We start from the raw sequence: 24,826 nt of genomic DNA, 5'->3' as shown, positions 1-24,826 counted from the left end.
GTGAGGAGTGGTTGATTTCTACTCCAGTTTGCTCGCTTCAACCAACCTAAAGCAAAGAAACCTATCTAAAAACCACAATCTTTTAGAAAAGAGCCTTTATTTAAAACACTTTTTTCTTGTAAGCTTCGTTATTGCTTTCCGTTACGGAGTGCGGGCAATCAGGGAGTTTTCTTATATAATAAACTGACTATTTAGTTTACCAAGATGATAGCATACAAACAAGTACCTCATGTGATATAATTTAAAACATTCTTTTTATTCAGATTTATATAAAATTGAGGTGAATATGATGCACATAGAAGAAGGTCACTTATCAGGGCAGCACCATTCTACTATCCCGTACACTTTTTTCCGTCACGACAATAGCCACAAGCTTTGCATTGTATTTCCTGGACTAGGCTATACGGCGCAAAGGCCGCTACTTCATTACCCGACCGGTTTATGTGCGGAAAACGGTCACGATATACTCCTAGTAAACTATACATATAAAGATAACGCTGCTTTTCGAGAGCTGGACGAAGTAAGTAGAAATGCTTGGTTACAAGCGGATGGGGAAGCTATCCTCTCCTTGCTGGGAGAAACATATACCCGTATCACCATGATCAGCAAATCTATCGGCTCTATTCCCATGGCGCACCTTGCCCTGCATCACTTGCCAGAAGCAACGCGGATTTGGCTGACGCCGCTACTTCCCCAAGACGATGTCCAGCAAGCGATTGCATCCAAGCAATCATTCGCCGTCATCAGTAAGGAAGACCCTTTTTTTCGCGAAGATATTTGGAAAGCAATTGAAAATAGCGCTGCCACAACGCTTTTGTTTGAAGGCGGCGATCACAGTCTCGAAACAGAAAATGTACTCGAAACCATGGATATACACCGCAGCATGATGGTGCATATGCAAGATTTCCTAAAGGAGCAAAACCTATGACTTCCTGGAACTGGTCCGGCAAAAATGGTCTATACTTAGATACCATATTACAAAAGCAAATTGGCGCTGTTTATGTAGGGGTGTGCGGCGGCTGCACGGAAAGTGGTGCTTACAAAAATGAAGACGCCGCCTTTGTTTTAGAAGGAGCAGATTGGGAGCTCGCATGCGTCATGGACGCGCACGCAAGCGCGGAAAGTGTAGAGGTGCTGCTGGATTTACTGCGCGCACACGAAGCACAATTTAACGAGATCCTGTCACAGCCTGTTTCCTTAGCTTTTTCACACATACAGACTGAAGTTGTATCTCTGCTTTCATCTCCTGCTTTTCGCAGCATCTGTAAGCAGACAACAGGAGAAACAGCCCTGCTGCTTGCCGTTCGCAAGGATCAATTTGTATGGTGGCTTTCCATCGGGGATTGTGTGCTGTATATTCTGCACCCAGACCTCGCTCGTCTTGGTCAATATGCGATGAATCAACGTCAATTTTTTGAATGGGTGGGACATGTTAACACGTTTGAGCTCGATATCCCTTGTTATACAACCGGTGTGCGCGAGCTGCGCGAAGGCCGCAACACCATTGTTTTATTAACTGATGGATTACTGGAGTTCGGCTCTCGCCCCTTCGAAAACGGAAAAGCCCTATACGACTTATTTACAAAGCCAGTTCCTGGGGCCGTCCAAGCTGCATTAGAGCAGTTTCTACAGGAAAAAGGAACGGACAGCGCCACCATCGTTGCTTGGAGTTATGAAAATGCAACGCAAGGGCAACTGCCAAGCTCTTTATAAATTATGGTTATAAAAAAGCAGGACGCAATGTCCTGCTTTTTACCAAGCGTCATAGCCGCGATTCGTATGAAAATGGATAAATCCATTTTGCTTCGCAAGCAATGTGCTTTTTTCCTTCTCCGCAGATGAAACCGTCAACACTTCTATTTCGTATTGCTTTCGCAGAGCGTGAAGGTCACGGATGCGGTTTAAAGACCATTCATCACGTGCGACACTCTTATAGTGAAACCCCTCCCACATAATAGCGTCTACATATGGTGCTGTTGTGCTTTTTAATGTGGCAAAGCCCCAGTTTTGAATCAAGGATAGGTTAGGATACTTTTTCTGGATTCCCTGCAAGAAGGTTTTCATCCCTTGTCGCTGCTGAAGCAGCACAGAGCCCGTATGCTCGTTGTCAATATCACCTACTGTATCCAGAAAAATACCGTCAAATCCCTTTTCTACAATGTGCTTTTTAATTTCCTCCATAAGGATACCGCGGTAATGTACAGAAGTGATATCCATCAGATAAGAATCCCATTCCGCATAATGTACTTTTTTGCCACCCCGATAAAAAAAATCCTTTGCGGCAAAACGCTTCATCAGCTCTTGATTCCAGCTTGCAGCCTCCATTGTACTTATGTATCCATACACCTTGGTACCCTTTGCTTGCAGTTGCTGAATTTTTGTAGCATTGTAATGATACGGCTCAATGATGACAAAATCATATGTCGCTAGCTGCGATAACATCCGTTTGTTTGGTGCATTATAAAAAATCTTATACGTCTTCGCGCCCTTCAGCGGATTCACCAAACTAGCTTGCACCTTTCCTATACTTGGCCAAAATGCAGCTAAAGCCACCACCACACAAAACAAAAACTTTACCACCTTCACTACAAATCCCTCCTCAATGGGGGGATGGGAGGTTTCGCAGACTGGCGATCGGTATACCTGAAAAGCGGAGCTGGCCGCTTTGGCACAGAATCTAAGGTTCTCGGCCCTAAAAAGCGCTTATATTGTTTCAGATATCGACGACCCATGTCTTTGCGTCCTTGCTTTTCAACAAGTTTGCCCATCACCATATTTTTATATTAAGTTTAATTTATAATAAGATAATAAACAATAAAATGAAAAATAATACTTTAATAAAAATATTATTTTTCTGTAAATTCATACATGTTTTTTATATTTCTTTATTTAAAGGCTATGTTACAGCCTAATGTTGATAATGGGTACTTGTTGACTGGAGTGAAGGGGGGAGACGCCTGCGGGACAAGCAGACCCCGCAGGCGCATAGCGCTGAGGAGGCTCCCTGACTGCCCGCGGAAAGCGAACCCCCGTAACGGAAATCAACAACGAACTTTAACAGAGCCTATTTAAAAAGCAAAATAATGCTGTTGCTTCTATAGTCCTAAGCGATTGAAGAACCTCCCTAATCTGTGAAAGTACGATGTTTTCCGTTCAGCTGCTCCTTTATCTCCCATAAATGTGTGAAAATCGATGTCTTTCACATACGCAGTCAGTCTAAAGGAGGTATATACAAATGTCAGAATAGAGCTAATAGCAAAGCTAAGGCCATATCCATCAAGACCTAGCGGCATACAAAGCAATGTGAGCAATATGTTGGAAGTAAAGAAAATGATGCTTGTATACATAGCTCCCTTTCGGTCTTCAAAATACAGCAGCAGCAAACTGATTACAAGCACCATAGCATTCGCAAATGCACCAACAATTGTGATACATAACATGCCAAAAAACGGCTGTTGAATCCCGAATCTTTCCGCAAAGTACACAATAGTGGCCATCACAAGAATTGAAAATAAGCCCTGATTTCGCAGCAAGCGCTCCAATTCTTGCCTCAGCACAATTTGCATCGTCTCCTTAGCTCTTTTAATCTGCTGCAAAGAGCCGCCTTCATTGATATAGCCGTAAAAAGTGCGATAGCGCTGATAAAAACGTGTTTCAATTGAAAGTACAAAGAGCATCATTGTTGGAATGATAGATAAATATGCCAAAAAAACGGCCGTATCATATAACGTATGATACCGAAACGAACCTTCTATATAGGACGCGCCTTCTCCAAACCAAATGATCCAGTTACATCCCCAAACACCGGCATTATATAGAAAGCCTGTCCAAAAGAGAGACGGATACCGATCAAAATAAGTAAGATACGTAAATGGATTTGTGGCACTTCGCTTTGGAAAGCTAATCAATAGCGAAAAATATAAAACGAACAACGTTACAACCATACCGAACGTGAATGCAGCCAAGAGAAGAAACGCATTCATTTGTACCGAATATTGACTGAACTCGACCAGATATATCAGAAGTGCCGTCGCACCGAGACTCGCAGCCCCGCCCAGAATAAAGCTGTAGGCGATTGGCTGATAGTATTTAGCAGCAGTCAAAAATAAAAATAATATCCAAATGACATTCATTACACTCAATAAAATCAGCAACAGCAGCTTATACAGAAACGGCAACGGTGAAAATATGGCAAACACGCACCAAAGAATGATTCCCAATCCGATTGCTGTTTGAGAAGCCCCCAGAAAGGTAGGGTATACTTCATCGGAACGCTTTTCATAAAACAAATCCGCAATATAACGTGTCACAATTAAATTTTGTACTCCAAAGATAACCTGAGAAAAAATAAAGCAATACGAGATAGATGCTAAAAACAATTCACGTACCTGCATGGTTACACCGGCCATACCAATTAGCCACTGCACCAAAGCAAGTGTGACTACAACGACAAGCCACGGTCCAGCGGTAATAAGCACCGCAAAGCCGTAAGCGCGAACACGCGCGGAAAAGTAGTCTTCCTTAAATAGCTTTTGCATCTTAAACCCAATTCCCGCCATTACGCTGCACCTCCGTTTCGTAAATCGTTATATATTGTCTAGCAACATCAGACCATTCATACTTAGCCTGCATGCGGCGCTTTCCATTTGCCCCGAGCTTTCTTGCTTCTTCTCGATTGTGATAGACCCATATACATTTCTCCGCAACTGCTTTAGGATTCACAGGAGGTACAATAAAACCGGCCGGCCCAAATCCATCATCTTCTAGAAGCAATTCTGCACAAGAACCAACGTCTGTTGCGATAAATGGAATACCCGCAGCTAACCCTTCCAATATCGCTAATGGCTGTCCCTCTGAGATGCTTGTCAAAAGCAGCACATCCAAATACGGCAGATGATCTACAACTTGCACCTGACCCAAAAACGTTACATGCGATAACACCTCCAGACGCGTAGCGAGTTCTACACATTCCCTCGCATATTCACGATCTTCATCCATGGGACCCATAATGGATAATGCAAAGTCAATTTCCTCATCTAACAAAATACGAGCAGCGTAAATCATCGCCTTAATATCCTTAATTGGCACAACACGGACGATTGCACCTATACAGAGCTTCTTACCAGTATATTTCTTCTTAATCGTGCTTAGCCTTTCACAGTCAATGCCATTGGGAATGATGCGCAGCTTTTTTACAGGTGCTCCAAGTTCTTTTTGATGTTCACTATTACGCCTAAAAAGCGTAATAATTTGATTAGCGCTTTCATAGGCTTGCGCTGATAAATGGGAAAAATAGCGAATCCAGCGATCCTTGTATACATTCGGGATCCAGGATGCTCGCAAAATCTCTTCTTGGCGCTCCCGCGTATAAATCCCATGTTCCGTTAAAATAAACGGAATGCCTTGTGTTTCTTTTATGTGCGCAGCAATCAAGCCAGCATAGCCAGTTGATACAGCATGAATTAAATCTACTTTTGGAAACTCTTGCTGCAGTAAGGAAATAAGACTTTCACACATGGCACGATATATCCAAAAATAATCTATAAAAGAACTGGATTGTTCTTCTGCCAGATAAGCCTGCTGGACAATATCCCAAAAATATGTACTTTGTAAAAAGGACTGCCCGTTGCCTACTCGGTTGGTATCAGAAAGAATCTGCAACGCTTGCGGCACAGCTGTATCAAAAGAAAGCCAATTTGAGACAGTCTCTACCTCACTGGCTAATAGCCTTGTTTCTCCGCCTTCCTTCACAGATTCTCCTAACCGATACAGCCATACCCTACGAACATTAGCTGACAATGAATATGTATAGCCCTGTTCCTGAAAATTGCTTGGCATAATGGAAATAATATCAAATTCTATATGAGAGAGACTTGTCACAAGCATATGCACCCAGCTCGCCACACCCCCTCGTACAAACGGATAGCTCCCCTCTGTTACAATGGCAATTCGCATATCACTTCACTTCCTTTACCTCAATCGTGACGAACGGCTTCGTCAACTGCACATCATATAGTCCTTCAGCCAGCTTTTTCACACGATAACCTGCAAATCTTCCTTCTGCTATCGCTCCGTTTTCCAACCGAATATAAGCATGAGAAGGATTTACAAGATTTCTTCCGGAAATGCTAATTTCCTTCTGTTTATAATGAACATACATCTGTGCCTGCTGATACTGCTGTAGTGTATTTGCAGCATCAAAAGCGCGATACGCGCGCAATGAGGGATATTTAGTGCGAATGCGCTTCATTAAGTCAGACAAGCCTGCCTGCATCTGCTTCCAGCCACCTTTATCGGCGCGGTCAACATCTAGGACATCATCGGGATGAATAAAATGATTAAACATACCGAAGTTTGCGATTGCATCTGTAATGGCCAGCATTTCAAATGCGCCTTGCTTGTATCCGCTGGAAATACGCGGTAAATAAAATACATCCTGATATTGCGCATCCGCCTCAAACTCCTGCTCAAACACCCCTACCCCTTCACCTGCATCATATAAAGATGCAATAACGCGCAGAGATGGCAGCGTATCTTTCAAAGCCTGCAAACCTGTTTGATTTACAATATTGGATGGCGGTACATAAGAATGCACTACTTGACGTGGAAAATAGTGAGAAAATGCCTCCTGCGCCTTGCGGATAGATTTTCTCATATGCTCACTCGATTGCCACGGTGTATATTGCAGGTTAGGATCCATTGGCTCATCAGCAGTTACGAGAGGCTGATGATTATAACCATGAAAGCCAAGCTCATCTCCGCGGCGCAAAGCATCTCTTCCAAAGAAAATCATCGGATGTCGCAGCTCTTGTATCAATTGAGATGCTGTTACACGATCATTATTTTGGTATGTACCGATAAACACATTCGTGTAATGCACCCGCTCTTGATCAGCAATTTTCTTTAAGTCTGGCCACCATATCTGTTCAAAGAATTCCTGTGTGGTTAGCTTATAATCCTTTGTAATCATATCTGTGAATCCTGCCGGAAACGGTGCGGGAAAATCATCAATAAACATTACTTTCATCGCTGCCTGCCCGCTTACAAATTGCGGAGGTGCCAGGCCTATAGATTGCGTAATCAGACCGCGCGTATATTTTGTGACCAAAAAGGTAGCGTTCCAATAAACCACTTTTCCTTTGCCATATTGATGTGTCCACAGCATCGGAATGCCTTCTGCACTTATATACACCTGTGCTTTTTCAGACAGTACTACATCAAGCATGCTGTTAGGGATTGCGCCGTTATCATCCGCAATTGTTTCATATCCGGGAAAAAGGGGCTTTTGCATCTGCAAACCATATGCATCATTTTCCAAATAACCTTGGTTTTCTTCGATACCAACCAACTCATTCCATTCCTCATCCAGAAAACGCTGCGCCACAAACAGACGGCCACCATTTGCAACAAACTGTTTTACTTGCTCATAAGGCAGCACGCGATCGGTTATAACCAAAATATGATAAGGCGATGGTATAAGATTGATTGTTTCTGCCGGCTTCTTATAAGAGAAGGGAATTTTCGCATATGTAAGCGTACGCGCAATATTATCCATAATCGGATCTTGAGCTATTTCCTGCACAAGTGTAACCTGTAGCTCTTCACCAGTGGGTTTGACTTGACTGCTCATTGTTTCTACTTTCCCCGTCTTAACTCCCTTTGCCGGGAATACTTTATAAAAACCATCTACCCTTATCATTTGTATAATGGCTACCAATAGAAGCAGTATGATTGCGGTAACCGCCCACACAATATACGAATGTCGACTCATTTATACACTCCTCACTACATCCAGTACTGGTTTTACAGATGCAGGGATATCCGCTTCTCTCACATTTCTTTGCAAATTTTGATATACGTATTTCATACTGCGAAAGTCATGCTGCTCAAAATACAAGGCAAGCAACCGAATATACCCTTCACTATTTGTAGGAAACTTCTTTACCATCTCTTCCGCCAACTCCAGTGCAGCGGTACGCTCTCCCATTGCTTGATAAACAAACACTAGATAATCTGCAAATACAAGATGATTTGGAAATAACGACAAAGCTTCTTCCAAGACATACTGAAATTCTGCATATAAACGCTTTTCCATAGCCTCATCCATAATTTTGCTGCGGATACACTGATTGTACGTATTACACAATGTCAAGTAACTATGTACATCATCTTCAGAAAGCTGCTTTTCTTGCTCATCAATCATTCTTTCATAGCTTTCTTTCACATGATTCATAGTCGTTGCAGCATAATGAACGGTTTCTGTATCCACACTGTGCAAGGCTTTTGCTAAATAAGCACCTCTGTTTTCAAATTCCATCTCCATCAATCGGACAATTAAATGTTTGCGCAGATTGGCATTTCCACCTTGTAGCCCCACTGAAAATGAAGTGAGTTCTAAGCCCTTTCTTGCTTCAATCGCAACTTCATCATAGTTTAAAAACGAAAAATCAATATAGGTATCGTAGGAATGGAGGGTATCATGCTGAATACGCTTCGCAGCCCTCCAGACAATATAGCCCAAAAGAGGGCTGATAATGGGCAGTATGATACTCATCGCAGCAACCCACTTCCATACACCAAGATCTTCTTGGTTTTTTTTCTTTACCAGCTTCATTAACACAAGGACAACCGCTGCATGAATGATATAAAAAAGGACGATAGGTACTGTATACACCTTAAGTTCCATGAATCGTTCCCACCTCATCCTGTAGCTTAGTAACAATACGCTCACGCAATTGTTCTACGTACGTTTGATTTGTACCCGGCAATAAAAAGAGGAGCTTGCCAGTATCAGCATCAAAACCTACTTTATCTACCTCACGCAGATGCTTATGGATAATATCACTCATCACAACAAGCTGCTCTGCGGTTGGACGTCCTATAAATATGTCAAAACAAGCATAGGGCTGCTTATACATATCAAAGCGTTGCTTTTCAATTTGCATATACTCATCAAAGAATTCTTTTTTATAAAGCAGCGTATGTGGATACACTTTGGCACGGTGCTTAATCAGCGCTTTTGCTGCAGCACGCTCAAGAGCATCTGAAATCATCCGCAACAGCCAGTGCAGCAACTGGATATTATGCTCAGTTAATTGATAGAAGTCCATGCTTTGGATAATCAGTACCTGACGTATTTCACCGTTCACGACAATCGGCCCAGCTATGACAGGTGCAGCAGCTTCATCACTTTCCCGTTTTACAACAAGCTTTTTTTCAGTAAATAAACGCTCGTAAAACCGCTCGGCTTCATCTAAGAAAATGGTTTGTGGGAGCGCTTCTTGAGAACCTTTTCGCACTTTTACTCGCAAAGCACGCCCTGATGTATCTGCATGATAAATACCAAAATCATTCGCTTTAAAATACGATGTTAAAATAGACATCGCTTTATTTGTAACAAATTCAATATTATCTTGATCAAGTGCGCGAATCATACCATACACAGATCCGATACTCATCTCGGATTGCAGCAGTCTCTGCTCTAATACTTCATTGGTCTTTTTCAGCTGTGCTACTGCCCGCTGTGCAGATTGAAGCTCCTTCTTCTGCTCATCATTTACAAAATACAAGTCGTCATATCGTTCCTTCCAGGCTGTTCTCGTTGCGCCCACAAAAATAGCAATAAACAAATATACAAACATCCATTGATTTGACAAAAGCTTATAAAGCATCACAACTACATCGCCTCTTGCCATAACCTCTAAAGCCGTGACATATGCAAGAATGAATCCAAAACTCACAATGCCTGCTCTCCAGCCATAACGAAGACTAAACAACAAAATCAGAAATAAAAATGGGCTCGGCTGCAAGGTAGTCAACTGTAACGAAAACAGCATATCTACCCAAAACACCGCAAGAAATAACAATATCATCTCTGCGTATATACGCATCTTATTACTTTGCTTATAATACATGAGGCGTCTCTCCTGCTGTTCATTTCCATACATATTACAATTATTTGATTTTGGTGTCCCGCTTATCCCTGCTAGTGCTCTAATAGCGTTAAAATAAATAAAAGACGCTGATTAGCGCCTTTTATCAAACCTTAGAAAGTGTAAAAAATGCTTCATATAATGCACATACTGCCTTTTTTTCTTCTTCTTCCTTCACGCCAAACATCATACTAACCTCTGACGAGCCTTGATTGATCATTTCAATATTCACACCGGCATTTGCAAGCGCAATTGCCGCTCGTGCCATCGTTCCAACGTTGCTGCGCATACCTTCGCCAACTAGCATAATCATCGCTAAATTCCGCTCAACTGCTACACTGTCAACCGCAAGCTCATCTGTAATACGCGCAACCACGCGCGCTTCTATTTCTTCATTCAATTGTTGCTGACGCACAATCACCGAAATATCATCAATGCCAGATGGTGTATGCTCATAAGAAATACCTTCATCCTCCAAAATATGAAGAAGTCGTCGTCCAAAACCAACCTCGCGATTCATGAGATATTTGCTAACATTTATACTGCAAAAACCAGTGTCACTTGCAATGCCGATAACAGGACCGTTCGTATGCTGACGTGTGTGCATAATTTTTGTCCCTGGGGCCTGCGGGTTATTTGTATTCTTAATATTAACAGGAATACCCGCACGAAATGCTGGAATTAATGCCTCATCATGAAATACTGCAAAGCCTGCATAGGATAACTCGCGCATTTCTTGGTATGTTAATTCTTTGATCTCAGCCGGTTTGTTAATGAAGTTTGGATTGACCGCATACACCGCATCCACGTCTGTAAAGTTTTCATACATCGTTGCTTTCATACCATTCGCTAAAATCGAACCTGTAATATCAGAACCACCTCTAGAAAACGTTACAACCCTGCCACTTTCCGAGTAGCCAAAAAAACCAGGAACAATTAATATCCCGTCTTCCTCACGAAGCTTATACAAATAATCATAGGATTGCGGCAGAACTTGTGCGTTGCCAGGGTCGTTCGTCACAATAAGACCTGCAACTCCAGGGTTTACGTATTGGGCCTGCACGCCTTGCTTTCTAAAGTACGCAGCCACAATTTTGGCACAGTTATCCTCACCACTTGCTTTTACCGCATCCATATAGGCAGCCGGGTCAGACTTATCTCCCTCCACAACCTCGTATAGGTCTGCACGAATTTGTTCCATCATATCTACATCAAGCTCTTTTGTAATTTCCACGTAGCGCTCCAAGATTTGATGCAAATACCGTTGTCCATCTCCTTGCATATAGCCATTTGCACATGCAATGAGTAAATCCGTCACCTTGCTGTCGTCCTTCGTTCGTTTTCCCGGCGCTGATACAACGACCACTTTTCGCATAGAGTCACTTGTTACAATTTGAAATACCTTTTTGATTTGTTCTGCAGAAGCAAGCGATGTGCCACCAAACTTTACTACCTTCATCATATCCCCACCTATAGAAATAGTCTGACAAATTATATAAATTCAATTATCTACCTACTTGCAAATTGGTGCAAACATTTTTTCCATTCGTGTCCTCTCTTTGTTGTAAAGCGCTTCCAATGGTATAGTAGAGGCAAAAGGAGGATTTTTATGCCCTATACTATAGAAGAATTTATTCATACATACGGACTAACACACCTGCAAAACGAGCTTTTAGCAAGTGTATTCCCTTGCATTAAGGTAACGCCGTCTCCTCGTGCAGATATAGCAATCGGCGCTTCTAAAATGGGAGGCCACCCCGACTTACCTGCAGGCTTTACTTATCCGGTTGTGAACGGAACACCTTTACGTTTCGTGGCACAAATTCGACTGGCCGACGTGCCCCAAACAGCATTCTCTGCCGCTTTTCCTAAAACAGGAAGACTCTATTTTTTTTATCACGAAGATTCCTTTGAGAAGCCTGGCTATGTAATGTTTAGTGAAAGTGATGGTATTACACCTTATGAAGTCGAAACACCTTATCCGCAAAGCGCATTATCCTTTAGCGTGACCTGCAAATTGCCAGAACTATTTATTGAAGATGAAGAAGATAGCGACCGCTTTCTGCAAATGCTAGAGCAGCTGCAGCCCGACCATTATAACAACCATCAGATGTTTGGAGAGCCGTTTTCCATTCATGAAGATGTATTTGAAATAGCCGCTCTTCACACGCGAAAACAAACCGATGACTTTACACTGCTGCTTCAAATTGATTCCGATCCGCAAACTGGTATGCAGTGGGGGGAAATGGGAATGCTGTACTTTGTTATTGCTAATGATGCATTAAACGAACGGCGCTTTAACGAAGCCATGTGCGTGATGCAATGTTTCTAACCATATGATTATTTTCATAGGGACAAGATTTCACTCTTTCATTCCTGTCATATAATACTTCGGAGATATTCTAGAAAGGAGTATTGGTATGGCTCTTCAACTTATGAAAATTTTAGTAAACGCTAGTTCCACAACGGAAACGACTCCGTCGCCATCACGCTTTTTTTATGTAACACCTTCCGGGACAGCTGCAGGTGCAACCTTGACGATTGACGCTGCTAGCTTTTTTAACGATGCAGGCACAGCTGTCACATCTTTACCAACGTTGCCTGCGGGAAATTCTTACTTTAATGTATTTATTAATGGGGTTTTGCAAATGGATGACATTTCAACATACACACCGGGTGCAACAGGTGTAGGTTCTCTTGCTATTAACGTCCCTGCGGGTGGAGATGGCATTTTAACAGGCACACCCGTTATTTTAGAAGTTGTTAGCTTCACGCCTTCTACCACCACAACAGTTGAAACATGATAAAAAAGGATTCCGCACCTGGCGGAATCCTTTTTTTAACCGATAATCACTTTTTCAACTGGATAATGATAAGCTTCTCTAAGTACCTTATTTCGTACTAAAAACAATAATGAGAAAATGCCGATGCGACCAATAAACATGAGAACTGTCAGCAAAAGTTTGCCTGCCGTTGAAAGCTCTCCGGTAATCCCTAATGACAACCCAGTTGTACCGAAAGCTGATGCTACTTCAAATAAAAGCTTTACAATATGAACAGAAGGCTCCAGATAGCTCATGACAAACACCGAACCTGAATAAATGAAGAACGCTGTCGTAATAACAATAAAAGCTCGATGTACATCTTTCGAGTCAATCTCACGCTTAAACACCTTAATCGTATCCCGGCCTTGTGCATAAAAGAAAATACTCAAAACAACAATCGCAAACGTCGTCGTTCGAATACCGCCCCCTACACTGCTCGGAGATGCCCCAAGAAACATTAAAAAAGACAAAAAAACCTGCGTCGATTCTGAAAATTCATTAAGGTCTACCGTAGCCAAGCCTGCACTTCGGGTAGATGTGGAATGAAATAAGGCGTAAAATAACGAAGCATGCCATGTTTTATCCGCTAAAAAGCGATTGTGCTCCAATATATAAATGCCGATGGTACCCGCAAGTGTAAGCAAAAAGTACGTTGCTGTCGTCAGCTTTGAAAATAAAGAAAAACGGTAAGGCTGTTTCCCTTTATGCGTTAGGTATGCTTTTACTTCAATCAACACGGGAAACCCAATTGCACCGGAAATAATTAAAAGAATGTGTACAAATTGAATGAAGTAATCGTATTGATACGGAATCAATGATTCTCCAGTGATATCGAAGCCTGCATTTGTTGTAGCGCTAATTGAGGAAAATATACCATGTAAAATCGCTTGTTTCCAGCTATAGTACTTTAAATAGTACAAGCTCAGCACAAGGGCGCCGACAGCTTGAATCGATAAAATCAACAATAAAATTTGGCGCATGAGTTGGACAAGCCCTGCTAGACCTGATTGGTTTTGATCTGCCCGAATGAGCTGTCTCTCTTTAAAGCCGATGCGCTTACCTAACATAAGCCAAATGGACGTGCCAAGCGTCATAATCCCAATGCCGCCAAGCTGAAACATAACGAGCAAAAAGAAATAGCCTGTATGACTAAACGTATCCACTGTCGATACAACCGTCAAACCCGTCACGCTAATCGCGCTCACCGCTGTAAACAGCGCATCAATTACAGACAATTCAACGCCCGGTTTTAACGAACCCGGCAAACAAAGCAGCAGCGTTCCAATTGCTACAGCAATTAAATAAAACAATACAATTAATTGAACCGCGGAAAGCTTTCTTCCGCGCAATTTATCCGCCATAGCCTAACCTCTTTTATATAAATTTCACACGCTTACTACCGCTGTAATCCCTTACGAATCAATTCATATACAGCGCCGGAAAAGCTGGAAATATAGTTTTCTTTTTGATATTTCTCAATTTCAAGAACAAGCTCAGCAGGAAATTTAATTAATTTAGAAATGCGCTCCATGTTTCTTAGCCTCCAAGTATATACTAAACATATCCTAAATTTTGTCTATTATTAGTATATATCAAAATAGGTGTTAAAACAAATGCCCGTTACCAAGTGGCAACGGGACATATATTAACTCACCCTTTGATCACGCGGCAACAGCCACGACAAAATACCAAGAAGCGGCAAAAAGCTGCAGCATAGCATAATAAATCGAAGACTATATACATCTGCCAATTTCCCGAGTGCCACTGCGCCGAGCGCACCCATCCCGAACGCAAGGCCGACAATCAAGCCGGACACCATTCCTACCTTACCGGGTAAAAGCTCTTGCGCATATACAACAGTTACACTAAAGCTGCTTGACATAATAAATCCGATCGCAATAAATAATGGAATCACCCACCCAAGCGACACATGCGGCAGCAATAGGGCAAGCGGTGCCGAACCAATCATAGAAAGCCAAATCACATTCTTCTTTCCAAATCGGTCAGCAAGTGGTCCGCCAAAAAACGTACCAAACACACCTGCGATCATAAATGAAAATACATAATACTGTGCCTGTTCAATCGTCAGCTTATAATGCTCAATCAAATAAAACTGATAAAAGTTACCAATCCCAGCACTGTACCACGAGCGCGCAAATACAAGAAAGATAAGTAGAATCATAGCAAACTTAACTTCTTTACTCACTTTTTCTGCGGTTTGGGATGCTTTCTTTTTGACACGTTTCGCTCCTGCCAAAAGCTCTCGCCTATACCACGTCGATACATACAAAAGAAGTACAATGCCAATCGCAGCGAGTGCCGTAAAAGAAATGGCACCGCGCTGTCCAAATGGGACAAACACAAGCACTGTAAAAATCGGCGCCAGAGCATTTCCGGTATTGCCGCCTACCTGATAAATCGCTTGTGCCAAACCGCGCTTCGCGCCCGCTGCCATATAAGCAACGCGTGCACCTTCAGGGTGAAAGACAGCCGAACCAAGTCCGACAAACAGCACCGAAAGCAAAACAAAGTAAAAATTCGGTGCAAAGGCCAAACCAATCATCCCGAGCATGCTGGCAAACATACCGAGCGGCAATAAATAAGGGGCTGGCTTTTTATCCGTGTAAAATCCAAAAACTGGCTGCATAATGGACGATGTCATATTGAGTGCAAACGCAATCCATCCCACCTGCATATACGATAAATTCATCTCTCGTTCCAAAATAGGAAAAATCGCTGGAACCACTGCCTGCATCGAATCGTTTAAAAAATGTCCACAGCTGATAGCAAATAAAATACGATACATCGTTGCAGCTGGCAGGACCTGTTGTTTTGCAGCCTCCATATCAAATTCCCCTCTCTCCTTACGTACATCATAACGAGTTTCATTGTATACCTTATTGCCATACTTTTCTATCCAAAATATAAAAAACATTCCTTTTCGCAAAGGAATGCTGAACTGTCAGAATAACTCCATACTCAAGTAACGCTCACCTGTATCAGGTGCCATACATAGTACGCGCTTTCCCTCTCCCAGACGCTTCGCTATCTCAACAGCCGCAAATACGGATGCACCTGACGAAGGCCCCACTAAAATCCCTTCTTCACGCGCAAGACGGCGCATCATGGTGAGCGCATCCTCATCCTCAATTCGCATAATTTCATCGTACACCTTTTGATTTAAAATCGCCGGAATAAAACCAGGACTCGTTCCAACAAGCTTATGCGGACCAGGCTGCCCCCCTGATAACACCGGTGAACCAGCCGGCTCGACAACAGCAATATGGAGGTTGGGTAAATGCGCACGAAGCACCTCTCCTGTACCCGTAATCGTCCCCCCTGTACCAGCCGTTGCTACAAACGCATCGAGATACCCATCCATTTGTTCTAAAATTTCAAGCGCTGTCGTATTGCGGTGCGCATCTGGGTTCGCTTTGTTTTCAAATTGCTGCGGAATAAAGCTGCCCGGCATTTCATCACGAAGTGCAAGCGCTTTTTTAATAGCCCCCGGCATCCGCTCTGCCGCTGGTGTTAAGACAACCTCCGCGCCGTATGCCTTCAGCAAGTTAATCCGCTCTTTTGACATATTATCCGGCATCACAAGAATGGCACGGTAGCCTTTAGCCGAAGCGGTCATCGCCAAACCGATCCCCGTATTACCGCTCGTCGGCTCAATAATCGTATCACCGGGACGAATTTTCCCTTCCTCCTCTGCCCTTGCCAGTAAGTTATACGCTGCACGATCCTTCACGCTGCGAGACGGATTGAACATTTCAAGCTTTACAAACACCTCTGCTGCTCCCTCTGGTACAACACGAGCAAGCTTAACCACAGGTGTGTTTCCAATTAGTTGTGTGATATTCTCATAAACAGACATTACTTTTCTCCCTTTCAACATACTAGAAAATTCTTGAAAATAACGTATCATTGATCGTATAGCACGTCAATTTTTAAGATAAGGGGGATACGCATGATTCAAATTTATAATACTCTTGAAAAGGCAGACTGGGAGCAACTGCAATCCATCTACCAACGAGTGGGCTGGACCAAACATACGCCTGCTATCATTCAACAAATTTTTGAAGCAAGTCACATTATAGCTATTGCGATGTCGGGAGACCGAATTGTAGGATTTGGACGCGCTCTTTCGGATGGTATTTTTAATGGAGCCATTTACGATGTTGTAGTGGACCCAGATTTTCAAGGAAACGGCATCGGTAAACAGATCATAGACAACCTATTATGGCATTTACGCGAAGTGTCATGTGTTCATTTAATTGCAACAACAGGGAATGAAGCGTTTTATCACAAGAGCGGCTTTAGACCAATGAAAACCGCAATGGGGCGCTATCGAAATCCAGCATTGAGTGAAGAATACTTAATATAACAGGAACATTCACGCTGTTTGTTAGATGAGAGACACAGACAACGTTGAGCTGTGTTAAAACCTGATGTGGCTAATTAGAAACAAGCTTCAACAAAATCCATAAAAAAAGCAAGCGCATCAAGCGCCTGCTTTTTTAAGTTGTTGCTGCTTTTGCCACATGATTGTAATCATCAATGTTGCTAACAACAAGACGAACCCAAGCATGAACGGAACCATTATATTTACATCATATAGTACACCTGCTAAGGTAGGACCGAGTACATTACCAATGCTCATATAGGCATTATTCATACCCATCGCAAAGCCTTGCTCGTTACCTGCAAGTTTAGAAATCAATGTATTTAAGACCGGACGAAGAATAGATGTTGCTAAGAAGATTAACAGCGTAATGCCAAAGAATGTCGCATAGCCCTTTGCAAATAGAGAAAGCAAGAAGCCAAGTGCCGCTACAGCAATGAACATATTCAGCACCATTGCCTCACCAAACTTGTTTACAACTCGCTCCACCACAAAAATTTGCACCACTACACTAATGATACCAGTGGCTGTAATCATCACTGCGATTTGCTGCGGCGTTGCACCAAACTGATTTGCAACAAACAAGCCTAAAACAGATTCATACGCCATCAGACCGAAGCTCATTACTAGCGTGATGACCAAAGGAATGAAAAACGGCATATGGACAGAACGAGCTAATTTTGTAAGCATTGGCTCATCTTTTGGCATTTCTGTCATATGCGGACGCTCGCTTTCTTTTAACCATACAACAGAAAAGATAACCGCAAGGAGCGAAACAAGCGCTGAAACTAGAAGCGGCATTTTCAAACCGTAATCAGCAAGAAATCCACCAATTCCCGGTCCTACTACAATGCCAAGCGACATCGCTGCCGACACATAACCGTTCCCTTTCGCACGTTGCTCTAATGTTGTAATATCTGCCACATAAGCAAAAATAGCTGGAATTAATAAAGCTGCTCCAATTCCGCCAATTACCCTTGATATATAGAGTACCCACACTGAGTTTGATAAATAAAAAATGAACATCGAAAGCGTTAAGCCTGCTAGTCCATAAATAATCATCTTTCTACGACCATACTGATCCGCCCATTTCCCTGCAAGCGGTGAAAATAAAAATTGCGCTCCTGCAAAAATGGCGATCATTAATCCTGCAGCCGTTCCCCCCTGCCCAATCGATTCCAAGTACGCAGGTAAAATGGGAATAATAATACCGAAACTCCCGATCGCGATAAACATATTAATCATTAATATGATCATCTTTTTTCTTTGTTCTGCCGCCATGTAATCGCCCCCGATCAAATTTTCTCTCAAAGATTTCATTATAGTAAGGTACCTACATGAAGTCAATGAATAAATCTTGGCATAACGATATAATCATGATATAAACATAAGAAAAGGTCGGCTTTATAAAAGAAACATGATACACTGAAAAAATACATAGTAGAAACTATATGGAGGGGGAAATTTTCGTGCGCAATAGAGGCGCGGTCGTGGTTATTCGCAATAAAGAAGTTGCCTTAATCAAAAGAAATCGAGGCGGCAAAGTTTATTATGTATTTCCGGGAGGAGGCATCGAGGAAGGTGAAACACCCAAGCAAGCTGCACAGCGCGAAGCTTATGAAGAACTCGGTGTGCACGTCATTGTTGGCGACTTGTTAACTGTACTGCACGCGAACGGAAAACATTATTATTTTTATGCCTATATTGTATCGGGAACGTTTGGCACGGGTACAGGAGAAGAATTCAATATGCCGGAACGCGGTACATACGAACCGCTCTGGGTTCCGCTTGCACAGTTATCTACTCTTGATGTAAGACCAAAGCGAGTAGCTGATATGCTTATACGTAAGAAGTGAAGTCGGTCATCTCGACTTCACTTCTCATAGTCCCCTTAATTGTTCATCATGCATATTAATACCATGTAATTGTCCCCATTCTTTACATGCAAACCATAGTTCTCCTGCCGCTTCTGCCGTTTCCTCACAAAGTAGCGTACGCAACAGCTCTTCATAACGTACTGGTACATCAGGCAAACGAAAGCTATCATGCAGCATCGTTTTATTAGAAGGATATTGATGACGATTGGCCAGACCTACACTCATCACTGCCCAGTGCGCAATAGCCACACTTTGCTGTCTTCGTGACAAATCATCCTCACATAAAAACATCTTATACACATGCTCGTACATATCCGCCAGCGCATCGCGCAGCAGCTCTTTAAAATCTGCCGCTGCCTCACCAATTTTCGCTTCCTTCCGCCAGAAATCATACAAATGGTGCGGGTCATACAGCACTTTAGCCGTATGTACCGTATCACCTTTAATCGGCCATTCATAATCAATAAAGCGACCTTTATTTTCAATACGATCTACAGAATTGTAGCTAATTCCAACAAACATCTCTTTATAAAAAAACGCGTGCCAGCGATGATAGTTTTGTCCCTTAAGGACTACACGGAATTCCAGATCTGACTGCGGCTTCGCCAGCCCCTTTGCAGTTGATCCTTCCACTGCAATACTAATCAATTCATCTTCATATGTATCTTTTAGTTTTTCTACAATCTCACTGATAATTTCCCAGCGCTCCTGTTCTGAAAAGCGCTTTGGCTCCCACAATTGCTTTTTCATGTCACTTCCTCCTCTGTCACCTTCATGATATGTTGTAGTAAGAAGTGCCGATCTTCCTCGAAGCACAGCGGCAACGCTTGGAGTTCATCTACGCTTTTCCAAGCAATAGCATATATTAAGCCGTCGGGATCCTGGATACACGCTATCCCCTCCAATACTTTTACATCAAAATAATGCACTTCATAAGGCTCTTTATAAAATCCCGGTTTGGTGCGAAGATGCCCCATTACTTCTACCTTATACCCTGTTTCCTCCCACACTTCTCGAGCGCAGCATACAGGTAACGTTTCTCCAATCTCACACTTTCCGCCCGGCACAGACCAACGCTTTTCTTCCTCTGGCTTTCCTTGTAATACCATAAGTAGCTTTCCTTCTTCGTTTACACATACTGCCGTTCCTATGTGAATCATCCTTCCACCTCCTTTACCTCACTTTTTATTTCGCTATTTGATTGGAAACCCCTTTTATAGCTTCAGCCAATGCGTCGTCTCTGGAAATTTTTCTGAAACTGAAAACCCAACGGAACGATACAACGCATCTGCTGCCGGGTTGTCCGTTCGAAGTGTCATATAAGTAAAATGTCCTTTGGCTGTTTTCATCACCTTATGTAGCAATATCCGCGCCGCACCTTGTTTTCTATAGGCACACATCACGTATAAGTGCCGGACTCGTCCTGCCTCTTCCTGAATATAAGGGTCTTGGTTTAATCCGCATACCCCAACGATATCTCCTTCATGAGAAACAGCGAACAGCGCCTCTCCTTTTTTAGAAAACCTGTTCCTTCCAGACACATACTCCTCAGCTAAACGCCGCACAAAACGGTATCCTTCCTGCTCACTTTCTGCTACTAATGCTTGTAAAGCATTTGTTTCTAATTCGTCTAGTTTGCATATTGAAAAAGTTACACCCAAACCAATTCCTCCCTTTTACTTCTATTATATATTGACGAACTCCTTCGAAAAAAGGTTTAATGGTGATAAAGAAAGGAGCTAAAACATGATAAACGTTACAAATCGCTCGCCGTTTTTCTACGCGCGAATCTTCTTCGGCGTACTTGCGGCACTTTTTATTATATTATTGGTGCTTGAGAAGATACCGGTTTCCTTTGCTTTATTCGCACTGGGACTGATGGACATCATGAACGCAATGGATGCTTGGAAGGAGCAAAATCACAACAAAGCAATGGGCACCGGTTTATTCGGAGCTGTATTTATCGGGCTAGGCTTTTATTTACTATAAGGGGGCTAAGAGATGGCATTCGATCGCCTTATGTCATACACCATGGATATCGGCCAAAAGAATGGAGCCTCTGGTAGCGCACTTGCCATCCTACACCGCGACCATTTCACCTCCTATTACAGCGGGCATCATACCCATGATGCCGGAGCTCCTCCCATTCGGGAAAACTCACAATTTCACATTGCTTCTGCCCGTAAAAGCTATATCGGCTTTGCAGCTGCTTTAGCATTATACGAACATAAAATCCAATCTATAGATGACCCGGTGTCTTTTTATCTACCCGATTGGGACAAAGATTTACTGTCACACACTACCATTCGGCACTTGTTAACACATACACATGGGTTAAGTGAACGTCCTGACGGCCATGTCTACCGCAAGTTTACGCCTGGTACACATTGGTCCTATGAAAACATCAATGTTGTCATGATAGCTGAGATTGTAAGGCGTACGATGGGACAAAGTGTCGGCGAATTGCTTCGTAAGCGCGTGTTTAAACAACTTCATTTCAAAGAAACGCATTGGCGGACAGAACCAAACAAATCTATGGTCTCCGTGATTACAGAAAACGGTTCAGACCTCCCGCTTGCTTTGGGCGATAATGGCGATGAAAAAAACTTATATGTTTCAGCTCGTGAGCTGGCCTATTGGGGATATCTTCATTTACGACGCGGTAATATAGCTGGCAATCAAGTCATTCCGGAAGCTGTTTTTAATTTAGCCACCTCTCTACAAAGTCCAGACCTATCTAACGCAGCATTACCTGAAAACGGCTTCTTCTGGTATGTAAAAACACGCGACACAGCCCTAAGTGAAATAGGCGCACTCGTACCACCGGGTTCCTATCAAATTTTAGGTGTAACAGGTCCCTTATTACTCGTGATCCCCGAGCATGATTTAGTGATCGCACGCATGTATAACAAACGCTACAACTACGGTGGCAATCACTATTTACATTATTTGCGCGAATTTGGCGATGAAGTGATGCGGTGCTTGCAAGCATAGTACGAAACAGTGCTTTGAAAATTTCCATCTGTACAACTTCTTACAAGCAGTAGTTTACTTAAATTGCTTGACGAAAAAAGCCTCGATTATAAATCGAGGCCCTCCATAATCCGCGGAAGAGACATCCCTCCCGCTCACGCTACGCGGAATCTTCCTCCACAAACCAGATCATTTCCTTTCTTCTCATCAACATATTCTTCCTCTCCCTTCCTTCATGATAAAACTGCTTTAGCAGTAGTACGTTTGACGTTCTTTCACTTCTTCCATCATACTTTGTACACGCTCATCGTGACACGCTTGCTTTAACGTTCTCTTTGATATGATCATAAACAACAACAGGTTGAGTGTCATACAGAACCCTCCCTTCTACAGGTAATACGCTTGACGCTCCTTGACTTGTGCCATTAATTCCTTCACACGAAGATCATGTTCCTTCGCCGCACTTGGCTTCACTGTAATCGTAAACAATAATAGGTTTAATGTCATACAAACCTTCTCCTTTTAGCGGTAATAGACTTGACGTTCTTTTAATTCGTTCATCATCTGTTTTACATGTATGTCGTGCTGTACTTGCGCTGGCGTTCGTTTCGGTCTTGTAATTGTCACTGTAATGAGTAAGAGATTAAGTGTCATACAAATCCCTCCTTTCTAGCAATAATAAGCTTGACGTTCCTTCATTTCCGTCATCTTGTGCTGTACCTCTGCATCATGTGCTGTTTTTTGTTCTCGTTTTAATGTAACTGTGAACAAAATGAAATGTAATACCATGTAAATCTCTCCTTTTCTCTTAAAAAATCGCGCAAAAAAGCCGCAGGCATACGCATCCTACGGCAGGGCATAACAAAGCCGCAGGAAACTACTCGCACCTGCGGCTGAACGGTCTACATAAAAACGCAATTTTTTAGCGTACCATCCATTCGGTCGAATAGTTGTTTTCATATGCAATTGTAAACATGATAGCTTTGTTCATAACTAATTTCATCATTTCATTCGACCTCCTTTTGGAATTTTTTTCTTACATTGCTAATTATATGCTCACTACCACACTTTGTAAACCTATTTTTCATAAAATAATGAAAAAATCACACTTCTTACACGGAAGTGTGATTTTTAATCGGTAGCAATACTTCAGCTACTGTACCTTCTCCGACTTCACTCGTAAAGGTAAGCTTGCCACCATGCGCTTCTACAATGCGATAGCTTACCGTTAATCCAAGCCCCGTCCCTTTTTCTTTCACTGAAAAGAATGGCTCCCCCAAATGAGTAAGACGTTCCGGTGGCATACCACAGCCGTTGTCTTGAACCCGAATAGAGATATAACCATCTCGCTCTTTTATCATCACTTTAACCATCGTCGCACTTGCCTCGAAGGCATTTTTAACAAGATTGATAAACAGCTGCTTCAGTTGGTTGCCTTCACAATCAATGGCGGGTAAATGTTCTTCCTGAAACACAAGTTCAATTCCATGAAAGTTTGCTTGCGGCTGTAACAAAGCCAATACATCTTTGACGATTTGCCCTACACGTTCCCGTTCAAATACAAGCTGCTGCGGTTTTGCCAGCACAAGTAGTTCTCCGACAATATTGTTAATACGATCCAATTCATCTAACATAATGGTATAATAATATGCTTGTTGTAAATCGCTCTTTTGTAGTAGCTGGACAAACCCTTTTAAGGAGGTAAGTGGATTGCGTATCTCATGGGCCACACCTGCAGCTAACTCACCAAGAGTAGATAGCAATTCTGATCGACGCAAACGCTCTTCTGTTTGTCGCATTTTTGTAATATCCTGACTGTATCCAATCATGCCGACCACATTTTGCTCAATCATCATCGGTACAAACGTACAGCTCAATGTTCGTGTTGTACCATCTTTATGATGAATATCAATCTCCTGCGTAACATATGCTTCGCCTTTAGCTAATACTTTACGAAATGCCTCCGAAATCGGTTTACGGTATGGTTCATCTATAATTTCAAGCAAATTGCCACCTATAAAGCTTTCACGCGCATAACCTGTTATCATCTCGAATTGCGCATTCAGATTCGTCACCTTACCGTCCACATCAATCATATATACTAAGTTGGGATTATATTCAAATAAGGACTTATAACGCTGTTCACTTTCTGCAAGACGCTTTTCCGCCGTTTTTCGCTCTGTAATATCACGACCGATGACAACGAGAGCTTTCCGTCTGCCATCTTCATGAAATAAAGGCATCTTGGTTGTGTCAAAGGTTCTAAATCCACCTTCAGGTAGAGGAACAATTTCCTCAACTCTGGTCAGTTTGCCGCTTTTCCAAGTTTCTTCATCAGATTGCTCGCAATAGATCAGCGCATCTTTGTAAAACTCCGTGTATGCGCTAAGCTCACGATCCGTTTTTCCTTTATAGTCTACATGTTCTAGTTGAAACAATCGCAAACCAAAATCATTTGTCTGAATCCAGCGACCCTCACCATCCTTAAAGCTAATGAAATCCGTCATGGAATTCATTAATGTGCTCAAGCGATGTTCTTCTTTATCTACTTCGTATGCCCTTTGGCGACGCATAAATATGTATATGAATGCACATGAAAAAACCGCATACAGCACATCAGTCAAACGGCTATTAATTAAAATATTGCGCAGCGTCGGGGGCGATACATTTCGCATTACTTCTGTCATTGCAAACCATACGATACTAAACCCCGCATAATAAGCTACTACTTTCCTTTTCCCCACGTTCCGTTCTCCTTTTATCTCTGACCTATCCCCATTTTAACCCCTTCGGCATAATTCGACAATAGTCTCA

At 42.5% G+C, this 24,826-nt stretch carries 27 protein-coding genes and 1 riboswitch; of the genes, 8 read left to right on the top strand and 19 right to left on the bottom strand.

All coding sequences use genetic code 11. The features are described 5' to 3' along the window. Positions 1-286: 286 nt before the first annotated feature. Positions 287-928 carry a hypothetical protein gene (locus MUG87_RS17585; protein WP_247083905.1) on the top strand — a complete coding sequence of 214 codons (642 nt, stop codon included), beginning with the start codon at positions 287-289 and terminating at the stop codon, positions 926-928. Next, positions 925-1,713: a PP2C family serine/threonine-protein phosphatase gene (locus tag MUG87_RS17580; protein ID WP_247083903.1), complete on the top strand. Its 789-nt coding sequence runs from the start codon at positions 925-927 to the stop codon at positions 1,711-1,713. The genes MUG87_RS17585 and MUG87_RS17580 overlap by 4 nt, the downstream gene beginning before the upstream one ends. A 39-nt stretch (positions 1,714-1,752) precedes the next feature. Here the strand turns inward: MUG87_RS17580 and MUG87_RS17575 are convergent, their stop codons facing one another. The 7 genes from MUG87_RS17575 to MUG87_RS17545 all read right to left on the bottom strand — a co-directional run bounded on the left by MUG87_RS17575 (position 1,753) and on the right by MUG87_RS17545 (position 11,391). Next, positions 1,753-2,586 carry a glycoside hydrolase family 191 protein gene (locus MUG87_RS17575; RefSeq protein WP_247083901.1) on the bottom strand — a complete coding sequence of 278 codons (834 nt, stop codon included), beginning with the start codon at positions 2,584-2,586 and terminating at the stop codon, positions 1,753-1,755. A gap of 32 nt (positions 2,587-2,618) precedes the next feature. Then, positions 2,619-2,775, bottom strand: a riboswitch (cyclic di-GMP riboswitch). Positions 2,776-3,095: 320 nt separating this feature from the next. After that, complete coding sequence (gene pelG, locus MUG87_RS17570; RefSeq protein WP_247083898.1) at positions 3,096-4,559, bottom strand: exopolysaccharide Pel transporter PelG; 1,464 nt, start codon at positions 4,557-4,559, stop codon at positions 3,096-3,098. Beyond that, positions 4,540-5,955 (bottom strand): GT4 family glycosyltransferase PelF, encoded by a 1,416-nt coding sequence (gene pelF, locus MUG87_RS17565; protein WP_247083896.1) that lies wholly within the window; start codon positions 5,953-5,955, stop codon positions 4,540-4,542. The genes pelG and pelF overlap by 20 nt, the downstream gene beginning before the upstream one ends. Before the next feature lies 1 nt (position 5,956). After that, positions 5,957-7,771, bottom strand: a complete 1,815-nt coding sequence (locus tag MUG87_RS17560; RefSeq protein WP_247083894.1) for a DUF2194 domain-containing protein — start codon at positions 7,769-7,771, stop codon at positions 5,957-5,959. Continuing rightward, on the bottom strand, positions 7,772-8,686 hold the full coding sequence (locus MUG87_RS17555) for a tetratricopeptide repeat protein (RefSeq protein ID WP_247083892.1): 915 nt from the start codon (positions 8,684-8,686) through the stop codon (positions 7,772-7,774). After that, positions 8,676-9,914 (bottom strand): GAF domain-containing protein, encoded by a 1,239-nt coding sequence (locus MUG87_RS17550; protein WP_247083891.1) that lies wholly within the window; start codon positions 9,912-9,914, stop codon positions 8,676-8,678. Before MUG87_RS17550 ends, MUG87_RS17555 begins: the two co-directional genes overlap by 11 nt. A gap of 124 nt (positions 9,915-10,038) precedes the next feature. Next, positions 10,039-11,391 (bottom strand): aspartate kinase, encoded by a 1,353-nt coding sequence (locus tag MUG87_RS17545; protein WP_247087764.1) that lies wholly within the window; start codon positions 11,389-11,391, stop codon positions 10,039-10,041. 150 nt (positions 11,392-11,541) lie between these two features. Between MUG87_RS17545 and MUG87_RS17540 the strand changes: the two genes are divergently transcribed. Both MUG87_RS17540 and MUG87_RS17535 read left to right on the top strand, forming a co-directional pair. Further along, positions 11,542-12,264, top strand: a complete 723-nt coding sequence (locus MUG87_RS17540) for a YwqG family protein (RefSeq protein ID WP_247083890.1) — start codon at positions 11,542-11,544, stop codon at positions 12,262-12,264. A gap of 88 nt (positions 12,265-12,352) precedes the next feature. Continuing rightward, positions 12,353-12,736, top strand: coding sequence for a DUF4183 domain-containing protein (locus MUG87_RS17535; protein ID WP_247083889.1), 384 nt, complete (start codon positions 12,353-12,355; stop codon positions 12,734-12,736). A gap of 35 nt (positions 12,737-12,771) precedes the next feature. Here MUG87_RS17535 and MUG87_RS17530 read toward each other — a convergent pair whose 3' ends face one another. From MUG87_RS17530 to cysK, 4 genes are all read right to left on the bottom strand, one after another. Next, positions 12,772-14,118, bottom strand: a complete 1,347-nt coding sequence (locus MUG87_RS17530; RefSeq protein ID WP_247083888.1) for a TrkH family potassium uptake protein — start codon at positions 14,116-14,118, stop codon at positions 12,772-12,774. Between the two features lie 35 nt (positions 14,119-14,153). Continuing rightward, the gene (locus tag MUG87_RS19615) at positions 14,154-14,288 is read right to left on the bottom strand and encodes a hypothetical protein (protein WP_278018598.1); all 135 of its coding nucleotides are present in this window, start codon (positions 14,286-14,288) and stop codon (positions 14,154-14,156) included. Positions 14,289-14,402: 114 nt separating this feature from the next. After that, a complete protein-coding gene (locus MUG87_RS17525) occupies positions 14,403-15,602 on the bottom strand; it encodes an MFS transporter (protein WP_247083887.1) in 1,200 nt (399 codons plus the stop codon). Positions 15,603-15,719: 117 nt separating this feature from the next. Further along, complete coding sequence (cysK, locus tag MUG87_RS17520; protein ID WP_247083886.1) at positions 15,720-16,634, bottom strand: cysteine synthase A; 915 nt, start codon at positions 16,632-16,634, stop codon at positions 15,720-15,722. A gap of 93 nt (positions 16,635-16,727) precedes the next feature. Here cysK and MUG87_RS17515 point away from each other — a divergent pair, with 93 nt between their 5' ends. Further along, the gene (locus MUG87_RS17515) at positions 16,728-17,144 is read left to right on the top strand and encodes a GNAT family N-acetyltransferase (RefSeq protein WP_247083884.1); all 417 of its coding nucleotides are present in this window, start codon (positions 16,728-16,730) and stop codon (positions 17,142-17,144) included. Between the two features lie 117 nt (positions 17,145-17,261). Here the strand turns inward: MUG87_RS17515 and MUG87_RS17510 are convergent, their stop codons facing one another. Next, positions 17,262-18,443 (bottom strand): MFS transporter, encoded by a 1,182-nt coding sequence (locus MUG87_RS17510; protein ID WP_247083883.1) that lies wholly within the window; start codon positions 18,441-18,443, stop codon positions 17,262-17,264. 188 nt (positions 18,444-18,631) lie between these two features. Between MUG87_RS17510 and MUG87_RS17505 the strand changes: the two genes are divergently transcribed. Then, positions 18,632-19,018, top strand: a complete 387-nt coding sequence (locus MUG87_RS17505; protein WP_247083882.1) for an NUDIX hydrolase — start codon at positions 18,632-18,634, stop codon at positions 19,016-19,018. 24 nt (positions 19,019-19,042) lie between these two features. Here MUG87_RS17505 and MUG87_RS17500 read toward each other — a convergent pair whose 3' ends face one another. The 3 genes from MUG87_RS17500 to MUG87_RS17490 are packed head-to-tail and all read right to left on the bottom strand — an operon-like array spanning position 19,043 to position 20,700. Further along, positions 19,043-19,789 carry a kanamycin nucleotidyltransferase C-terminal domain-containing protein gene (locus MUG87_RS17500; protein ID WP_247083881.1) on the bottom strand — a complete coding sequence of 249 codons (747 nt, stop codon included), beginning with the start codon at positions 19,787-19,789 and terminating at the stop codon, positions 19,043-19,045. Continuing rightward, positions 19,786-20,199: an NUDIX hydrolase gene (locus tag MUG87_RS17495; protein WP_247083880.1), complete on the bottom strand. Its 414-nt coding sequence runs from the start codon at positions 20,197-20,199 to the stop codon at positions 19,786-19,788. The genes MUG87_RS17500 and MUG87_RS17495 overlap by 4 nt, the downstream gene beginning before the upstream one ends. Before the next feature lie 54 nt (positions 20,200-20,253). After that, the gene (locus tag MUG87_RS17490; protein WP_247083879.1) at positions 20,254-20,700 is read right to left on the bottom strand and encodes a GNAT family N-acetyltransferase; all 447 of its coding nucleotides are present in this window, start codon (positions 20,698-20,700) and stop codon (positions 20,254-20,256) included. Positions 20,701-20,785: 85 nt separating this feature from the next. Here MUG87_RS17490 and MUG87_RS17485 point away from each other — a divergent pair, with 85 nt between their 5' ends. Together MUG87_RS17485 and MUG87_RS17480 are read left to right on the top strand one after the other, a co-directional pair. Next, the gene (locus MUG87_RS17485) at positions 20,786-21,028 is read left to right on the top strand and encodes a hypothetical protein (protein WP_247083878.1); all 243 of its coding nucleotides are present in this window, start codon (positions 20,786-20,788) and stop codon (positions 21,026-21,028) included. 12 nt (positions 21,029-21,040) lie between these two features. After that, positions 21,041-22,033: a serine hydrolase domain-containing protein gene (locus MUG87_RS17480; protein ID WP_247083877.1), complete on the top strand. Its 993-nt coding sequence runs from the start codon at positions 21,041-21,043 to the stop codon at positions 22,031-22,033. A 228-nt stretch (positions 22,034-22,261) separates the two neighbouring features. Here the strand turns inward: MUG87_RS17480 and MUG87_RS17475 are convergent, their stop codons facing one another. From MUG87_RS17475 to MUG87_RS17460, 4 genes are all read right to left on the bottom strand, one after another. Beyond that, positions 22,262-22,384 (bottom strand): YrzI family small protein, encoded by a 123-nt coding sequence (locus MUG87_RS17475; RefSeq protein WP_247083876.1) that lies wholly within the window; start codon positions 22,382-22,384, stop codon positions 22,262-22,264. A 150-nt stretch (positions 22,385-22,534) separates the two neighbouring features. Continuing rightward, positions 22,535-22,666 carry a YrzI family small protein gene (locus tag MUG87_RS17470; RefSeq protein ID WP_247083875.1) on the bottom strand — a complete coding sequence of 44 codons (132 nt, stop codon included), beginning with the start codon at positions 22,664-22,666 and terminating at the stop codon, positions 22,535-22,537. A 15-nt stretch (positions 22,667-22,681) separates the two neighbouring features. After that, on the bottom strand, positions 22,682-22,801 hold the full coding sequence (locus MUG87_RS17465) for a YrzI family protein (RefSeq protein WP_247083873.1): 120 nt from the start codon (positions 22,799-22,801) through the stop codon (positions 22,682-22,684). A gap of 323 nt (positions 22,802-23,124) precedes the next feature. Continuing rightward, positions 23,125-24,756, bottom strand: coding sequence for a PAS domain-containing sensor histidine kinase (locus tag MUG87_RS17460; protein WP_247083871.1), 1,632 nt, complete (start codon positions 24,754-24,756; stop codon positions 23,125-23,127). Positions 24,757-24,826 lie beyond the last annotated feature (70 nt).

Origin of the sequence: Ectobacillus sp. JY-23, assembly GCF_023022965.1 — a bacterium.
GTDB lineage: Bacteria > Bacillota > Bacilli > Bacillales > Bacillaceae_G > Ectobacillus.
This window is presented reverse-complemented; position numbering and strand designations above follow the sequence as displayed.

What these genes read in the sequence shown, in the direction of transcription:
- MUG87_RS17585 (WP_247083905.1), top strand. Translation starts at nt 287, where the DNA reads ATGATGCACATAGAAGAAGGTCACTTATCAGGGCAGCACCATTCTACT.
- MUG87_RS17580 (WP_247083903.1), top strand. Translation starts at nt 925, where the DNA reads ATGACTTCCTGGAACTGGTCCGGCAAAAATGGTCTATACTTAGATACC.
- pelG (WP_247083898.1), bottom strand. Translation starts at nt 4,559, where the DNA reads ATGGCGGGAATTGGGTTTAAGATGCAAAAGCTATTTAAGGAAGACTAC.
- pelF (WP_247083896.1), bottom strand. Translation starts at nt 5,955, where the DNA reads ATGCGAATTGCCATTGTAACAGAGGGGAGCTATCCGTTTGTACGAGGG.
- MUG87_RS17560 (WP_247083894.1), bottom strand. Translation starts at nt 7,771, where the DNA reads ATGAGTCGACATTCGTATATTGTGTGGGCGGTTACCGCAATCATACTG.
- MUG87_RS17555 (WP_247083892.1), bottom strand. Translation starts at nt 8,686, where the DNA reads ATGGAACTTAAGGTGTATACAGTACCTATCGTCCTTTTTTATATCATT.
- MUG87_RS17550 (WP_247083891.1), bottom strand. Translation starts at nt 9,914, where the DNA reads ATGTATTATAAGCAAAGTAATAAGATGCGTATATACGCAGAGATGATA.
- MUG87_RS17545 (WP_247087764.1), bottom strand. Translation starts at nt 11,391, where the DNA reads ATGAAGGTAGTAAAGTTTGGTGGCACATCGCTTGCTTCTGCAGAACAA.
- MUG87_RS17540 (WP_247083890.1), top strand. Translation starts at nt 11,542, where the DNA reads ATGCCCTATACTATAGAAGAATTTATTCATACATACGGACTAACACAC.
- MUG87_RS17535 (WP_247083889.1), top strand. Translation starts at nt 12,353, where the DNA reads ATGGCTCTTCAACTTATGAAAATTTTAGTAAACGCTAGTTCCACAACG.
- MUG87_RS17530 (WP_247083888.1), bottom strand. Translation starts at nt 14,118, where the DNA reads ATGGCGGATAAATTGCGCGGAAGAAAGCTTTCCGCGGTTCAATTAATT.
- MUG87_RS19615 (WP_278018598.1), bottom strand. Translation starts at nt 14,288, where the DNA reads ATGGAGCGCATTTCTAAATTAATTAAATTTCCTGCTGAGCTTGTTCTT.
- MUG87_RS17525 (WP_247083887.1), bottom strand. Translation starts at nt 15,602, where the DNA reads ATGGAGGCTGCAAAACAACAGGTCCTGCCAGCTGCAACGATGTATCGT.
- cysK (WP_247083886.1), bottom strand. Translation starts at nt 16,634, where the DNA reads ATGTCTGTTTATGAGAATATCACACAACTAATTGGAAACACACCTGTG.
- MUG87_RS17515 (WP_247083884.1), top strand. Translation starts at nt 16,728, where the DNA reads ATGATTCAAATTTATAATACTCTTGAAAAGGCAGACTGGGAGCAACTG.
- MUG87_RS17510 (WP_247083883.1), bottom strand. Translation starts at nt 18,443, where the DNA reads ATGGCGGCAGAACAAAGAAAAAAGATGATCATATTAATGATTAATATG.
- MUG87_RS17500 (WP_247083881.1), bottom strand. Translation starts at nt 19,789, where the DNA reads ATGAAAAAGCAATTGTGGGAGCCAAAGCGCTTTTCAGAACAGGAGCGC.
- MUG87_RS17495 (WP_247083880.1), bottom strand. Translation starts at nt 20,199, where the DNA reads ATGATTCACATAGGAACGGCAGTATGTGTAAACGAAGAAGGAAAGCTA.
- MUG87_RS17485 (WP_247083878.1), top strand. Translation starts at nt 20,786, where the DNA reads ATGATAAACGTTACAAATCGCTCGCCGTTTTTCTACGCGCGAATCTTC.
- MUG87_RS17480 (WP_247083877.1), top strand. Translation starts at nt 21,041, where the DNA reads ATGGCATTCGATCGCCTTATGTCATACACCATGGATATCGGCCAAAAG.
- MUG87_RS17475 (WP_247083876.1), bottom strand. Translation starts at nt 22,384, where the DNA reads ATGACACTCAACCTGTTGTTGTTTATGATCATATCAAAGAGAACGTTA.
- MUG87_RS17470 (WP_247083875.1), bottom strand. Translation starts at nt 22,666, where the DNA reads ATGACACTTAATCTCTTACTCATTACAGTGACAATTACAAGACCGAAA.
- MUG87_RS17465 (WP_247083873.1), bottom strand. Translation starts at nt 22,801, where the DNA reads ATGGTATTACATTTCATTTTGTTCACAGTTACATTAAAACGAGAACAA.